Source organism: Caldimonas hydrothermalis (assembly GCF_056746695.1).
Genome location: NZ_JBWQXA010000014.1, coordinates 11,989 through 25,173 on the forward strand (window position 1 = coordinate 11,989; position 13,185 = coordinate 25,173).

Below are 13,185 nucleotides of genomic sequence, written 5' to 3' on the forward strand. Positions count from 1 at the left end.
GCCCCGCGGGTCAGGCGAACACGCCTGCGGTGTCCTGCATGCGTTCGGACACCTCGCCCAGGTGGTGCAGGGTGTCGCCGAAGCTCAGCTCCAGGCAGGTCAGGGCCTTGAAGTAGTGGCCGGCGATGTATTCGTCGGTCACGCCGATGCCGCCATGCAACTGGATCGCTTGCTGGCCCACGTAGCGCATCGACTGGCCAAGCTGCACCTTGGCCTGCGAGATCGCGCGGCGGCGCTGCTCGTGCGGCTCGCCCAGCTTGAGCGTGGCGTAGTAGCTCATCGAGCGTGCCAGTTCGAGCTGCATCTTCATGTCAGCCACGCGGTGGCGCAAGGCCTGGAACGTGCCGATGGGCACACCAAACTGCTTGCGGGTGTTGAGGTAGTCCACCGTGATCGCGAAGAGCTGGTCCATCGCGCCCACGGCCTGGGCGCACTGGGCGGCAATGGCCACGTCGGCCATGGCTTCCAGGGCCTGAAGTCCCTCGGTCGGGCCAGCCAGCACGGTGGCCGGGGTGTTGGCGAAACGCACCTCGGCGGCCCGGCTGCCATCTTGCAGCGCGTAGCCGCGCGTGTCCACGCCGGCGGCGCTGCGTTCCACCAGGAACAGTGCGATGCCTTCGGCCGCATCGTCGGCCCCCGAGACGCGCGCCGGCACGAGGTAGGCGTCGGCCTGGTCGCCCACGGGCACCACGCTCTTGGCGCCGGTCACCGTCCACTGGCCTTTGGCTTCGCTGGCGCGGGTCGTCACGTGGCGCAGCACATGGCGGGCCTCGCGTTCCTGGTGCGCGAGCACCACGAGGGCCGAGCCCTCGGCGATGCGCGGCAGCCAGGACGACTGCACTTCGGCCGAGCCGTGGGCCGCCAGGCCGCTGGCAGCCACGAGCGCCACGGCGGCATAGGGTTCGAGCACGATGCCGCGGCCCAGCTCTTCCATCACCACCATGGCCTCGACCGGGCCGAAGCCCATGCCGCCGTGGGCCTCGGGCACGGCCAGGCCCATCAGACCCAGCTCGGCCATCTCGCCCCAGGCTTCGCGGGAGAAGCCGCCCGCCTTGACGATGGCGCGTCGGCGCTCGAAGTCGTAGGCCTTGGACACCCACTTCTTGACGGCGTCGCGCAGTTGCTCCTGGTCGTCGGAAAAATCGAAGTCCATGTCACACCCCCAGGGTCATCTGCGCCACGATGTTGCGCTGCACCTCGTTGGAGCCGCCGTAGATCGTGGTCTTGCGCATGTTGAAGTAGGTCGAGGCCAGCGGCGCGCAGTGCATCGCGCCGACGTAGTCGCCCTGCCAGCCGGCTTCCATGGCTTCGAAGATGTACGGCAGGGCATAGGGGCCTGCGGCCAGCATCATCAGCTCGGTGTAGCGCTGCTGGATCTCCGAGCCGCGGATCTTCAGCAGGGCCGCCACGTCTAGCGCCTTCTTGCCGCCGCGCTCGGCCGACAGCACGCGCAAGACCATCATCTCCAGCGCGACGATGTCGACTTCGAGCTGGGCGATCTGGTCGCGAAAGCGCAGGTCGTCGATGAGCGGACGCCCGCCGCTGCGCTCAGCCTTGGCGATGCGCTTCAGGCGCTCGAGCTCGCGCTTGGCGCGGTTGACGTCGGCGATGTTGGTGCGCTCATGGGCCAGCAGGTACTTGGCGTAGGTCCAGCCCTTGTTCTCCTCGCCGACGAGGTTTTCGGCCGGCACCTCGACGTTGTCGAAGAAGACCTCGTTGACCTCGTGCTCGCCGTCGAGCGTGATGATGGGACGCACCGTGATGCCGGGTGACTTCATGTCGATCAGCAGGAAGCTGATGCCCGTCTGCGGCTTGCCCTCGGTCGAGGTGCGTACCAGGCAGAAGATCCAGTCGGCGTGCTGGCCCAGTGTGGTCCAGGTCTTCTGGCCGTTGACGATGTACTTGTCGCCGCGGCGCTCGGCGCGCGTCTTGAGCGAGGCCAGGTCGGAGCCGGAGCCGGGTTCCGAGTAGCCCTGGCACCACCAGACCTCGCCGCTCATGATGCCCGGCAGGAAGCGCCGGTGTTGCTCGGGCGAGCCGAAGGCCATGATCACCGGGGCCACCATCACCGGCCCGAAGGGCACGATGCGCGGGGCGCCGGCCAATGCACATTCCTCTTCGAAGAGGTGCTTTTGCACCGCGTTCCAGCCCGGGCCGCCGAACTCCTTGGGCCAGCCATAGCCATGCCAGCCCTTCTTGCCGAGGATCCGCGCCCAGCGTTGCAGGTCGTCCTTGGTGAGCCGCAGGTCGTTGTGGACCTTGTGGGCGATATCCTGGGGCAGGTGGGCCCGCACCCAGGATCTCACCTCGTCGCGGAAGGCAAGCTCTTCCGCCGTGAAGTTCAAATCCATGGCTGTCTCCTGATGGCGAGGCCGGCGGCAGCGCCGGTCGCAACGGACAGTTTACGCACGATCGTTCGAGACCGGCTGTCCCAGGAGCGACATCGGGGCAGGCGCGGACAGGGTCATTCCGCAGCGCAGACCGTCAGTAGCGGCGGTCGAGGAAGAGCAGGTCGTTCTCGCGCTTCATCTGGAAGCGCGCCAGGAAGCTGTTGCCCAGCAGGACATAGGGCATGTCCTGGGGCACGACCAGGGCCTCGACGTTGCGTACTTCGACCTCACCGATGCGCACCGACCCGAGGGTGACCCGATGGGCCGCGGTGGCGCCATTGGCCGTCTGGACCTGGGTGGGGGTGGCCTGGCTCAAGTCCACCCCCAGGCGCTGGGCGTCGCCACGGCCCAGGGCCACCGCGGTGGCGCCGGTGTCGACCAGGAACTGGGCGGCGCGGCCATTGATCGCTCCTTGCGCCCGGAAATGGCCGCCCGAGCTTGCACTGAGCACGATGCGCGAGCCGCCGCCTGCGGCCGCACCGGCGCGGCCCACGCTCACGGGGGAGGCGCCCAGCACGACAGTGTGGCGTTGGCCGGCGATCTCCACGACCGCCTCGGTGGGCGAGACGCTCAGCACCTTCACCCCCTGCACGGTGCTGCCTGCGGCCACCGCGCGCGGCGCGCCGCCGTCGATGACCAGCAGGGCCTTCGAGCCCATGTGGCCCGTCATCGCCACGGTCTGGCCCCAGGCGGGCAGGGCCAGCGCCATGAGGACGACGATGGCGCCGTGCATGGCGGATCAGTCGCGGAAGTTGGTGAAGCTCAGAGGCACCTCGGTGACCTCCTTGCGCAGCAGGGCGATGGCCGCTTGCAGGTCGTCGCGCTTGGCGCCGCTCACCCGCACGGTGTCGCCCTGGATGGCCGCCTGCACCTTGAGCTTGCTGCCCTTGATGAGCTGCTGGATCTTTTTGGCCAGGTCGGATTCGATGCCGGCCTTGACCTTCACGAGCTGTTTGACCTTGTCGCCGCCGATCTTCTCGACTTTGGCGCTGGTGTCCAGAAAGCGCACGTCCACGTTGCGCTTGGCGAGCTTGGCCACGAGGATGTCCATCACTTGGCCGATCTGGAAGTCGCTGTCGGCGTAGAGCGTGAGGTCTTTGTCCTTCAGCTCGATCTTCGCGCTCGAGCCCTTGAAGTCGAAACGGGTGCCGATCTCTTTGTTGGACTGGTCCACGGCGTTGCGGACCTCGACGAAATCGGGCTCGAGGACGGTGTCGAAACTGGGCATGGCGGGAGCGCGTCTCGCGAACAGGTGGCAATCGGGGAAAATTCTGCCATGCAAATCGAGACGGGCGTCAGCCTGAAGCCCTACAACACCTTCGCCTTGCCGGCCCTGGCGCACACCTTGGTGCGCATCGCCAGCGATGCCGACGTGCGTGCCGTGCTGGACCATCCCCGTCTGGGCCCGGCGCCGAAATTCGTGCTGGGCGGCGGCAGCAACATCGTGCTCACCCGCGATCTGACGCCGGTGGTGCTCAAGGTCGAGGTGCGCGGCCGGCGGGTCGTGGAGGAGCGGCCCGACGCCTGGATCGTCGAGGCCGGTGCCGGCGAGTCCTGGCACGAGCTGGTGGCCTGGACGCTGGACCAGGGCCTGCCGGGCCTGGAAAACCTGGCCCTGATCCCCGGCACCGTGGGTGCGGCACCGGTGCAAAACATCGGTGCCTACGGCCTGGAGCTGAAGGACCGCTTCGAGTCCCTCGATGCGGTGGACCTGGTGACCGGACGGAGCGTGACGCTGGACGCGGCGATGTGCCGCTTTGGCTACCGCGACAGCATCTTCAAGCAGGCCCTGGCGGGCAAGAGCCTGATCACCAGGGTACGCCTGCGCCTGCCGCGGCCCTGGCAGCCGGTGCTGGGCTACCTGGACCTCGAACGACGCATGGCCGACACCGGCATCACCGCGCCCGATGCGCGGCAGGTCTTCGATTGGGTCTGCGAGATCCGGCGCGCCAAGCTGCCAGACCCGGCGGTGATCGGCAACGCCGGCAGCTTTTTCAAGAACCCGGTGGTCACGTCCGAGCAGTGCCGCGACATCATCGGCCGCGACCCGGCCATCGTGCACTACCCCCTGCCCGACGGCAGCTACAAGCTGGCTGCCGGCTGGCTCATCGATGCCTGCGGCTGGAAGGGCAAGACGGTAGGCCGCGCCGGCGTCTACGAGAAGCAGGCCCTGGTGCTGGTCAACCTCGGCGGTGCGCGCGGGGCCGAGGTCGTCACGCTGGCCCGTGCCATCCAGGAAAGCGTTTACGGCCGCTTCGGCATCCGGCTGGAGCCCGAGCCGGTCGTCGTTTGAGCGGCAGCGTCAGCCGAAGTGGCAGATGTAGTGGAAGGGCGCACCTTCCACGCGGATCTGGAAGCTGGATTGGCCGGGCACGGCAAACGATTGGCCGGCCTCGATGCGCTGCCATTGCGCTTGACCGGGCAGCAGCACCTCACAGGCGCCGGCCACGGCCTCCATCACCTCGGGGGCGCCGGTGTTGAAGCTCAGCGTCGCAGGCAGGATGACGCCCACGCTCTTGCGCGTGCCGTCGGCCAGGGTGAGGGTGTGGGAGACGCACCGGCCGTCGAAATAGACATTGGCCTGGGTGTTGACGGTGACGTTGGCGATCTGGGTCGTGCTCATGGTGAGATGGTGGGTCGGTGTGCAAAGCGTCAAGGGCGCTGCTGAGGCCTGTCCCCCTCACGAGGGATGGCCGAGCGGTGCCTTTGATGGAACACTCTCGGCCACGCCGCTGGCGAACGATTCCTCGGGAGCGGTCAGAAGAACGGGGCGAATCCTGAACAAAGACAGGGTTCGATCAGGGAGGTGACCGCCTTCCCGGGGGCCCGCCGGCCCCCGGTGACAGTCTCACGACGACGGGTCCTCCGGGTGGCCGCCGGTGAGCAGCGGGATGCTGCCGTCGCTGGCCGGGCCCAGCAGCCCGGTGCGGCTGTAGATGCGAAGCTTGTCGCGCGTGTCGGCGATGTCGAGGTTGCGCATCGTGAGCTGGCCGATGCGGTCGGCCGGCGTGAACGGAGCATCTTCCACCTTCTCCATCGACAGGCGCTCGGGCGCGTAGGTGAGGTTGGGGCTTGCGGTGTCGAGGATGGAGTAGTCGTTGCCGCGGCGCAGCTCCAGTGTCACCTCGCCGGTGATGGCGCGAGCCACCCAGCGCTGGGCGGTCTCACGCAGCATCAGGCATTGCGGGTCGAACCAGCGGCCCTGGTAGAGCAGGCGGCCCAGGCGCAGCCCGTTGATGCGGTACTGCTCGATGGTGTCCTCGTTGTGGATGCCGGTCACCAGGCGCTCGTAGGCGATGTGCAGCAACGCCATGCCCGGGGCTTCATAGATGCCGCGACTCTTGGCCTCGATGATGCGGTTTTCGATCTGGTCGCACATGCCCAGGCCATGGCGGCCGCCGATGGCATTGGCCTCGGCGAAGAGCTCGACGGCATTGGCGAAGCTGCGGCCGTTGAGCGCCACCGGCACCCCTTCTTCGAAGCGCACGCTCACGATCTCGGGCTTGATCACCACGTCCTCGCGCCAGAAGGCCACGCCCATGATCGGGTTGACGATGGTGATGCCTTTGTTCAGGAACTCCAGGTCCTTGGCCTCGTGGGTGGCGCCCAGCATGTTGGAGTCGGTCGAGTAGGCCTTCTCGACGCTCATCTTGTAGTCAAAGCCGTTGGCGATGAGGTACTCGCTCATCTCCTTGCGGCCGCCAAGCTCGTCGATGAAGGCCTGGTCCAGCCAGGGCTTGTAGATCTTGAGCGCCGGGTTGGCCAGCAGGCCGTAGCGGTAGAAGCGCTCGATGTCGTTGCCCTTGAAGGTGGAGCCGTCGCCCCAGATGTTGACGCCGTCCTCGCGCATGGCCACCACCAGGGCGGTGCCGGTGACCGCACGGCCCAGCGGCGTGGTGTTGAAGTAGGTCGCGCCGCCGGTGCGGATATGGAAGGCACCGCACTGGATCGCGGCGATGCCCTCGGCCACGAGTTGGGCACGGCAGTCCACCAGGCGGGCGATCTGCGCGCCGTAGGCCTTGGCCTTGCGAGGGATCTCCTCGTAATCGGACTCGTCGGGCTGGCCCAGATTGGCGGTGTAGGCGCAGGGGATGGCACCCTTGCTGCGCATCCAGTGCACGGCGGCGCTGGTGTCCAGGCCACCGGAGAAGGCGATGCCGACGCGCTCGCCGACGGGAAGTTTCTGCAGGATGGTCGCTGCCACGGGAGGTCTCCAGGATAACCCCGCGATTCTAGGCGCCCCGTTGCACAGGCCTGCCACAATGCCCGGATGATCGATCTGTTCTCCACGCCCGACGCTGCCGATGACGCTCCACTGGCCGAGCGGTTGCGGCCGCGTTCGCTCGACGAGGTGATCGGCCAGTCCCACCTGCTCGGCCCGGGCCAGCCGCTGCGTGTGGCCTTCGAGTCCGGGCGGCCGCACTCGATGATCCTGTGGGGGCCGCCCGGGGTGGGCAAGACCACGCTGGCGCGCTTGATGGCCGACGCCTTCGATGCGCAGTTCCTGCAGATCTCGGCCGTGCTCGGCGGGGTCAAGGACATCCGCGAGGCGGTCGAGCAGGCCCAGGTGGCCAAGAGCCAGGGCCGGCGCACGATCGTCTTCGTCGATGAGGTGCACCGCTTCAACAAGGCGCAGCAGGACGCTTTCCTGCCCCACGTGGAGTCGGGTCTGTTCACCTTCATCGGCGCAACCACCGAGAACCCCTCCTTCGAGGTGAATTCGGCGCTGCTGTCGCGTGCCACAGTGCACGTGCTGCAGGCGCTGGGCGAGGAGGACTTGCGCATCCTGCTCGACAAGGCCCGCGCGCTGCTGCAGGCCCCCGCCCTGAGCGAAGCGGCCCGCGCGCGGCTCATCGCCTATGCCGACGGCGATGCGCGCCGCCTGCTCAACACCTACGAGAACCTCGTGCGGGTGGCGCAGCCTCAGGGGCTGGCCGAGATCGACGAGGCGCTGCTCGAGCGTGCGCTGGGCGAGCAGCTTCGCCGCTATGACAAGGGAGGCGAGCAGTTCTACGACACCATCTCTGCGTTGCACAAGTCGGTGCGCGGCTCCGACCCCGACGCCGCGCTGTACTGGTTCGTGCGCATGCTCGACGGCGGCGTGGACCCGCGCTACATCGCGCGGCGGCTGGTGCGCATGGCCAGCGAGGACGTCGGTCTGGCCGACCCCCGGGCCCTGCGCCTGGCACTCGATGCGGCCGAGACCTACGAGCGCTTGGGCTCACCCGAAGGTGAGCTGGCCCTGGCCCAGGCGGTGGTCTATCTGGCGGTGGCGCCGAAGTCGAACGCGGTCTACACCGCCTACAAAGCGGCCCGCGCCTTCGTGAAGGCCGATGGCACCCGCCCCGTGCCGCTGCACCTGCGCAATGCACCCACGCGGCTGATGAAGGACCTCGGCTACGGCCGCGACTACCGCTACGCTCACGACGAGGAGGACGGTTACGCCGCGGGGGAGCGCTACTTTCCCGATGCGATCGAGCCCCAGCGCTTCTATCAACCCGTGAACCGGGGGCTGGAGACTCGCATCGGTGAAAAACTCGAAGAACTGCGCGCAAAGGATGAACAGTCGCGCAAAAGACGATGATTTTTCAGAATCTTCGTTGGAATCACTGCGTTTGAAGGGAAAACCCCGAAGATTTCACCATCGGGGCGGTCGCTACAATCCGCGCCACTTTTCGAGCCGACCGCTTGGGGGCGGGTTGTCCCCTCATGGTCGGCTTCGCTTTAGCGCCTAGAGTCGTCGCGGCAGGGCGCGTGTCGATGCAAGGGTGGCACTGGCCCGGAACTTGCACCCCGCACGCCGGCCGCGCCGCAGACGGCGTCGTCTTGGTTTTCGTCGGAGACCGACTGATGGACATCTTCATACAACAGGTCATCAACGGCCTGGTGCTGGGCAGCATGTATGCCCTGGTGGCACTGGGCTACACGATGGTCTACGGCATCATCAGCCTGATCAACTTCGCCCATGGCGAGGTGCTGATGGTGGGGGCGATGACGAGCTGGATGATCGTCACCCACTTGCAGGAGGCGGCGCCGGGCATGCCCGGCTGGGCGATGATGCTGATCTCGCTGCTGTGCGCCATCGTCGTGTGCGCCACGCTGAACTTCACGATCGAGAAGGTGGCCTACCGGCCGCTGCGCGGCCAGCCGCGGCTGGCACCGCTGATCACCGCCATCGGCATGTCCATCTTGCTGCAGACGCTGGCGATGATCATCTGGAAGCCCAATCCCAAGCCCTATCCGCAGTTGCTGCCCACCGAGGCCATCCCGATCGGCGGCGCGGTCATCACGGTCACGCAGATCGCGATCTTGGCTTCCACGGTGGTTCTGCTGGCCGCGCTGCTGTGGCTGGTCAACCGCACCAAGCTGGGACGTGCGATGCGCGCCACGGCTGAAAACCCGCGCGTGGCCAGTCTGATGGGCGTCAAGCCCGACATGGTGATCTCGGCCACCTTCATCATCGGCGCCGTGCTGGCGGCGGTGGCCGGCGTGATGTGGGCCTCCAACTATGGCACCGTGCAGCACACCATGGGCTTCCTGCCTGGCCTGAAGGCCTTCACGGCCGCGGTGTTCGGCGGCATCGGCAACCTGACCGGTGCGATGGTGGGCGGTGTGCTGCTGGGCCTGATCGAGGCCATCGGCGCAGGTTACCTGGGCGTGCTGACGGGCGGCGTGCTGGGCAGCCATTACTCGGACATCTTCGCCTTCATCGTGCTCATCCTGGTGCTCACGCTGCGCCCCTCGGGCCTGCTGGGCGAGCGCGTGGCCGACCGGGCCTGAGGCCGCCGGAGACACATCATGACCCAACGCAACAAGTTCATCGTGATGATCGCGGCCGCACTCGGTCTGCTGATCCTTCCGCACCTTGCGCTCTACTTCGGCCAGGGCTGGGTGCGCATCATCGACCTGGCCCTGCTGTACGTGCTGCTGGCCCTGGGCCTGAACATCGTGGTGGGCTATGCCGGCCTGCTCGACCTGGGCTACGTGGCCTTCTACGCCGTGGGGGCCTACATGATGGCCCTGCTGGCTTCACCGCATCTGTGGGAGACCTTCCCGGCCGTCGCCGCGATGTTCCCCAACGGCCTGCACACGCCGATCTGGGTGGTGGTGCCTCTGGCCGCAGGCCTGGCGGCCATCGCCGGTGTGCTCCTGGGCACACCGGTGCTGCGCCTGCGCGGAGACTACCTGGCCATCGTGACGCTGGGTTTTGGCGAAATCATCCGGGTGTTCATGAACAACCTGGAGCATCCGGTCAACATCACCAACGGGCCGCGCGGCATCAGTGCGATCGACTCGATGCGCATCTTTGGCTTCGACTTCGGCAAGACGCTGGTGATCGGCGACTACCGCCTGCCGCCGGTGGTGCTGTACTACTACCTGTTCCTGCTGCTCGTGGTGGCCAGCATCATCATTTGCCACCGCCTGGAGACCTCGCGCATCGGGCGGGCCTGGATGGCCATCCGCGAGGACGACGTGGCCGCCAAGGCCATGGGCATCAACGTGCGCAACATGAAGCTGCTGGCCTTCGCGATGGGCGCCACCTTCGGCGGCGTGGCCGGCGCGATGTTCGCCTCCTTCCAGGGCTTCATCTCGCCCGAGTCCTTCGGCCTGATGGAATCCATCATGCTGGTGGCGATGGTGGTGCTGGGGGGGCTGGGCCACCTGCCGGGCGTGATCCTGGGCGCGCTGCTGCTGGCTGCGCTGCCCGAGGTGCTGCGCTACGTGGCCGGGCCCTTGCAGAGCATGACCGGCGGGCGGCTGGATGCCGCCATCTTGCGCCAGTTGCTGATCGCACTGGCAATGATCGCAATCATGCTGTTGCGTCCGCGCGGTCTGTGGCCGGCGCGTGAGCACGGCAAGGCCGCCCCGACCCCGGTGGGCAAGTGAGGGGGGAGATCGACATGAGCACCGACATCGTCCTGAAGGTCCAGGGTGTGTCCAAACGCTTCGGCGGGCTGCAGGCCCTGTCCGATGTGGGCATCGAGATTCGCCGCGGCCAGGTCTACGGCCTGATCGGCCCCAACGGCGCGGGCAAGACCACCTTCTTCAACGTGCTGACGGGGCTGTACACGCCCGACTCGGGCAGCTTCGAGCTGGAGGGCAAGCCCTACAAGCCCACCGCAGTCCACGAGGTGGCCAAGGCCGGCATCGCCCGCACGTTCCAGAACATCCGGCTGTTTGCTGAGATGACAGCCCTGGAGAACGTGATGGTGGGCCGCCACGTGCGCACGGGCACCGGCGTGCTCGGCGCCGTCTTGCGCACGGCGGGCTTCAAGGCCGAGGAGAAGGCCATCCGCGATCGGGCCATGGAGCTGCTGGCCTACGTGGGCATTGAGAAGTACGCCGATTTCCGCGCCCGCACCTTGAGCTACGGCGACCAGCGCCGTCTGGAGATCGCGCGCGCCTTGGCCACCGATCCCAAGCTGATCGCGCTGGACGAGCCGGCAGCCGGCATGAACGCCACCGAGAAGGTGGTGCTGCGCGAGCTGATCGACCGCATCCGCAACGACGGGCGCACCATCCTGCTGATCGAGCATGACGTGAAGCTCGTGATGGGCCTGTGCGACCGCGTGACCGTGCTCGACTACGGCAAGCAGATTGCCGAGGGCACTCCCTACGAGGTGCAGCGCAACGAGAAGGTGATCGAGGCCTACCTCGGCGCCGGCCACAAGGCGCATTGAACCCCAAGCACGCGGAGCAAGTACACATGAGCCAAACGATGTTGAAAGTCAGCGGGCTGCGGGTGGCCTATGGGGGCATCCAGGCCGTCAAGGGCGCCTCACTGGAAGTGCGCCAGGGCGAGCTCGTCAGCCTGATCGGTGCCAACGGCGCGGGCAAGACCACGACGCTGAAGGCCATCACCGGCACCCAGCCGGTGGCCGGGGGCGACATCGAATACCTGGGCCAATCGATCAAGGGCCAGGGCGCCTGGGATCTCGTCAAGCAGGGCCTGGTGATGGTGCCCGAGGGGCGGGGCACCTTCACGCGCATGACGATCACCGAGAACCTGCAGATGGGGGCTTTCACGCGCAGCGACAAGGAGATCGAGGCCGACATCGAGAAGGTCTTCACGTTGTTCCCGCGCCTGAAGGAGCGTCGCAACCAGCTCGCCGGCACGATGTCCGGTGGCGAGCAGCAGATGCTGGCGATGGGACGGGCGCTGATGGCCCGCCCCAAGGTGCTGCTGATGGACGAGCCCTCGATGGGTCTGTCACCCATCATGGTCGACAAGATCTTCGAGGTGGTCGAGGACATCCACAAGCAGGGGGTCACCGTGCTGCTGGTCGAGCAAAACGCCAGCCGGGCGCTGCAACTGGCCGACCGCGGCTACGTGATGGAGTCCGGCGAGATCACCATGGAAGGCGAGGCCAAGGCCCTGCTGAACGACCCGAAGGTGCGCGCGGCCTATCTGGGCGAGTGAACCCACGCCGCAGGCCGCGGCGTGACGCATCTCACCTTCCTGGCGGGGCACCCACGGGTTTGCCTGAGGGCCCGTGGTGGCCCTGCGATGGCACCATCGCGCCGCCGCGCTTTGCGCGCACGACCGAGGAGATGTGATGTTGGGACGTTCCCTGATTCCCTGGATGCTGGGCGCCTGCCTGGCCGTGGCAGCCCAGGCCCAGACGGGCAAGCCGGTGCGCATCGGCCTGATCGCGCCGCTGACCGGCGGCTCGGCTGACTTTGGCAACAGCGTGCGCTACGGCGCCGAGCTGGCCGTCAAGGAGATCAACGAGGTGGGGGGCTTCCTCGGCCGCCCGCTGGAGCTGGTCGTTCGCGACGACAAGGCCGTGCCCGACGAGGGACGCCGCGTGTCGGAGGATCTGGTGCTCAAGGAGAAGGTCGATTTCACGATCGGCTTTTGCAACACCGGCGTGGCGATGCGCTCGCTCGACGTGTTCCAGGACAACAAACATCTCTTGATGGTGCCGTGCTCCCAGGGCACCGCGGTGACCACCAAGTACCCGCCGGCACAGAGCTACATCTTCCGCGTGGCGCCGCCGGACATCCTCAATGCCCGCTTTCTGGTGGGCGAGATCGTGGACCGCCGCAAACTGCGCCGCGTGGCCATCCTGGCCGACCGTACCGGCTACGGGGAAGGCGGGGTCAAGGACATCAGCGACGAGCTGGCCAAGCGCAATCTGCAGCCGGTGTTCGTGGGTCGCTTCGACCTGGGCGTGAAGAGCCTGGTGGAGGAGCTGCGCGCCGCCCAGGCCGCCGGGGCTGAGGCGCTGGTGGTCTACACCGTCGGGCCCGAGCAGGCGGCGGCCGTGCGCAGCCGCGCCGAGCTGCGCTGGCAGGTGCCCTACTTCGCGCCGTGGCCGCTGTCGTTCCGCAGTGTGCTGGAGCAGGCCGGGGCTGAGGCCCTGGAGGGCACGATGATGGCCCAGACGATCATCCAGGACCTGGCCAACGAGCGCCGCGTGTCCTTCCTGGCGAGCTATTTCCGTCACTCGAAGGAAAAGCGCATCGGCTCGCTGATGGCTGCGGCCCAGACCTACGATGCGGTCTATCTGATGCTGCGTGCGCTGTTCCAGACCAAGGGCGACGTCTCGGGCGATGCGCTGAAGAAGGCACTGGAGAACTTCGAGCGCCCGCATCGGGGCGTGGTCACGACCTACAGCGAACCTTTCAGCGCCAGCGACCACGACGCCTTCTCGGTGAACATGATCTGGTTGGGCGTGTGGCGGCGTGGCGAGATCCAGTTCTACTACCCCGAGGATGCCAAGCGTTCGGCTTTCATCCGGCGCAAGGAGTCTTGATCCCGCGACTGGGGCGGGGGTGCACGGACGGAGAC

The 13,185-nt window shown here is 67.3% G+C and carries 13 protein-coding genes; 7 read left to right on the top strand and 6 right to left on the bottom strand.

The window, feature by feature from the left end:
* Positions 1-10: 10 nt before the first annotated feature.
* The 4 genes from AC1ECW_RS14910 to AC1ECW_RS14925 all read right to left on the bottom strand — a co-directional run bounded on the left by AC1ECW_RS14910 (position 11) and on the right by AC1ECW_RS14925 (position 3,618).
* Entirely contained in the window at positions 11-1,153 is a 1,143-nt protein-coding gene (locus tag AC1ECW_RS14910) for an acyl-CoA dehydrogenase family protein (protein WP_409704322.1), read from the bottom strand.
* Between the two features lies 1 nt (position 1,154).
* The gene (locus AC1ECW_RS14915; protein WP_409704324.1) at positions 1,155-2,351 is read right to left on the bottom strand and encodes an acyl-CoA dehydrogenase family protein; all 1,197 of its coding nucleotides are present in this window, start codon (positions 2,349-2,351) and stop codon (positions 1,155-1,157) included.
* A gap of 133 nt (positions 2,352-2,484) precedes the next feature.
* Complete coding sequence (locus tag AC1ECW_RS14920; RefSeq protein WP_409704326.1) at positions 2,485-3,123, bottom strand: retropepsin-like aspartic protease family protein; 639 nt, start codon at positions 3,121-3,123, stop codon at positions 2,485-2,487.
* Positions 3,124-3,129: 6 nt separating this feature from the next.
* A complete protein-coding gene (locus AC1ECW_RS14925; protein ID WP_409704328.1) occupies positions 3,130-3,618 on the bottom strand; it encodes a YajQ family cyclic di-GMP-binding protein in 489 nt (162 codons plus the stop codon).
* Positions 3,619-3,666: 48 nt separating this feature from the next.
* Between AC1ECW_RS14925 and murB the strand changes: the two genes are divergently transcribed.
* Positions 3,667-4,683 carry a UDP-N-acetylmuramate dehydrogenase gene (murB, locus tag AC1ECW_RS14930; protein ID WP_481202148.1) on the top strand — a complete coding sequence of 339 codons (1,017 nt, stop codon included), beginning with the start codon at positions 3,667-3,669 and terminating at the stop codon, positions 4,681-4,683.
* A gap of 9 nt (positions 4,684-4,692) precedes the next feature.
* Here murB and ppnP read toward each other — a convergent pair whose 3' ends face one another.
* Positions 4,693-5,013: a pyrimidine/purine nucleoside phosphorylase gene (ppnP, locus tag AC1ECW_RS14935; protein WP_409704332.1), complete on the bottom strand. Its 321-nt coding sequence runs from the start codon at positions 5,011-5,013 to the stop codon at positions 4,693-4,695.
* A gap of 225 nt (positions 5,014-5,238) precedes the next feature.
* Positions 5,239-6,594, bottom strand: coding sequence for an argininosuccinate synthase (argG, locus tag AC1ECW_RS14940; RefSeq protein ID WP_409704334.1), 1,356 nt, complete (start codon positions 6,592-6,594; stop codon positions 5,239-5,241).
* Between the two features lie 66 nt (positions 6,595-6,660).
* Here argG and AC1ECW_RS14945 point away from each other — a divergent pair, with 66 nt between their 5' ends.
* The 6 genes from AC1ECW_RS14945 to AC1ECW_RS14970 all read left to right on the top strand — a co-directional run bounded on the left by AC1ECW_RS14945 (position 6,661) and on the right by AC1ECW_RS14970 (position 13,150).
* Entirely contained in the window at positions 6,661-7,974 is a 1,314-nt protein-coding gene (locus AC1ECW_RS14945; protein WP_409704336.1) for a replication-associated recombination protein A, read from the top strand.
* Positions 7,975-8,240: 266 nt separating this feature from the next.
* Entirely contained in the window at positions 8,241-9,170 is a 930-nt protein-coding gene (locus AC1ECW_RS14950) for a branched-chain amino acid ABC transporter permease (protein ID WP_409704338.1), read from the top strand.
* 18 nt (positions 9,171-9,188) lie between these two features.
* On the top strand, positions 9,189-10,277 hold the full coding sequence (locus tag AC1ECW_RS14955) for a branched-chain amino acid ABC transporter permease (protein ID WP_409704340.1): 1,089 nt from the start codon (positions 9,189-9,191) through the stop codon (positions 10,275-10,277).
* 14 nt (positions 10,278-10,291) lie between these two features.
* Positions 10,292-11,071 (top strand): ABC transporter ATP-binding protein, encoded by a 780-nt coding sequence (locus AC1ECW_RS14960; RefSeq protein ID WP_409704342.1) that lies wholly within the window; start codon positions 10,292-10,294, stop codon positions 11,069-11,071.
* A 26-nt stretch (positions 11,072-11,097) separates the two neighbouring features.
* Positions 11,098-11,811: an ABC transporter ATP-binding protein gene (locus AC1ECW_RS14965; protein WP_409704344.1), complete on the top strand. Its 714-nt coding sequence runs from the start codon at positions 11,098-11,100 to the stop codon at positions 11,809-11,811.
* A gap of 136 nt (positions 11,812-11,947) precedes the next feature.
* The gene (locus AC1ECW_RS14970; protein WP_409704346.1) at positions 11,948-13,150 is read left to right on the top strand and encodes an ABC transporter substrate-binding protein; all 1,203 of its coding nucleotides are present in this window, start codon (positions 11,948-11,950) and stop codon (positions 13,148-13,150) included.
* Positions 13,151-13,185: the final 35 nt, after the last annotated feature.

What these genes read in the sequence shown, in the direction of transcription:
- AC1ECW_RS14910 (WP_409704322.1), bottom strand. Translation starts at nt 1,153, where the DNA reads ATGGACTTCGATTTTTCCGACGACCAGGAGCAACTGCGCGACGCCGTC.
- AC1ECW_RS14915 (WP_409704324.1), bottom strand. Translation starts at nt 2,351, where the DNA reads ATGGATTTGAACTTCACGGCGGAAGAGCTTGCCTTCCGCGACGAGGTG.
- AC1ECW_RS14920 (WP_409704326.1), bottom strand. Translation starts at nt 3,123, where the DNA reads ATGCACGGCGCCATCGTCGTCCTCATGGCGCTGGCCCTGCCCGCCTGG.
- AC1ECW_RS14925 (WP_409704328.1), bottom strand. Translation starts at nt 3,618, where the DNA reads ATGCCCAGTTTCGACACCGTCCTCGAGCCCGATTTCGTCGAGGTCCGC.
- murB (WP_481202148.1), top strand. Translation starts at nt 3,667, where the DNA reads ATGCAAATCGAGACGGGCGTCAGCCTGAAGCCCTACAACACCTTCGCC.
- ppnP (WP_409704332.1), bottom strand. Translation starts at nt 5,013, where the DNA reads ATGAGCACGACCCAGATCGCCAACGTCACCGTCAACACCCAGGCCAAT.
- AC1ECW_RS14945 (WP_409704336.1), top strand. Translation starts at nt 6,661, where the DNA reads ATGATCGATCTGTTCTCCACGCCCGACGCTGCCGATGACGCTCCACTG.
- AC1ECW_RS14950 (WP_409704338.1), top strand. Translation starts at nt 8,241, where the DNA reads ATGGACATCTTCATACAACAGGTCATCAACGGCCTGGTGCTGGGCAGC.
- AC1ECW_RS14955 (WP_409704340.1), top strand. Translation starts at nt 9,189, where the DNA reads ATGACCCAACGCAACAAGTTCATCGTGATGATCGCGGCCGCACTCGGT.
- AC1ECW_RS14960 (WP_409704342.1), top strand. Translation starts at nt 10,292, where the DNA reads ATGAGCACCGACATCGTCCTGAAGGTCCAGGGTGTGTCCAAACGCTTC.
- AC1ECW_RS14965 (WP_409704344.1), top strand. Translation starts at nt 11,098, where the DNA reads ATGAGCCAAACGATGTTGAAAGTCAGCGGGCTGCGGGTGGCCTATGGG.
- AC1ECW_RS14970 (WP_409704346.1), top strand. Translation starts at nt 11,948, where the DNA reads ATGTTGGGACGTTCCCTGATTCCCTGGATGCTGGGCGCCTGCCTGGCC.